This is a genomic window from Arcobacter sp. CECT 8989 (assembly GCF_004116715.1).
Taxonomy (GTDB): Bacteria; Campylobacterota; Campylobacteria; order Campylobacterales; family Arcobacteraceae; genus Halarcobacter.
This window is the reverse complement of sequence record NZ_PDKE01000052.1, coordinates 1-497: the sequence shown is the minus strand read 5'-3', so window position 1 is coordinate 497 and position 497 is coordinate 1. Positions and strand designations below refer to the sequence as shown.

Sequence of the window (497 nt, the reverse complement as noted above, 5' to 3'; positions counted from 1 at the left end):
GGGCTTGCCGGAGGTGTCCGCTTTGGCCCGGACGGGAATGAAGTTATCCCCGCTTCCCCGGATGTGGCGGACATGACGGAGGATGACGTAATGCTGATGACAGTATCAGAAGGGATCGCAGGAGGAGTCCGGTATGGCTGAACCGGTAGGCGATCTGGTCGTTGATTTGAGTCTGGATGCGGCCAGATTTGACGAGCAGATGGCCAGAGTCAGGCGTCATTTTTCTGGTACGGAAAGTGATGCGAAAAAAACAGCGGCAGTCGTTGAACAGTCGCTGAGCCGACAGGCGCTGGCTGCACAGAAAGCGGGGATTTCCGTCGGGCAGTATAAAGCCGCCATGCGTATGCTGCCTGCACAGTTCACCGACGTGGCCACGCAGCTTGCAGGCGGGCAAAGTCCGTGGCTGATCCTGCTGCAACAGGGGGGGCAGGTGAAGGACTCCTTCGGCGGGATGATCCCCATGTTCAGGGGGCTTGCCGGTGCGATCACCCTGCCGA

At 59.6% G+C, this 497-nt stretch carries 1 protein-coding gene and 1 pseudogene; both read left to right on the top strand.

What is annotated here, in order from left to right; all coding sequences use genetic code 11:
• A pseudogene (locus CRV02_RS15100) lies at window positions 1-141 on the top strand (phage tail assembly protein T); the annotation flags it as partial.
• A partial coding sequence (locus CRV02_RS14390; protein WP_074459002.1) for a phage tail length tape measure family protein occupies window positions 134-497 on the top strand: 364 nt, incomplete at its 3' end. The pseudogene CRV02_RS15100 and the gene CRV02_RS14390, both read left to right, overlap by 8 nt.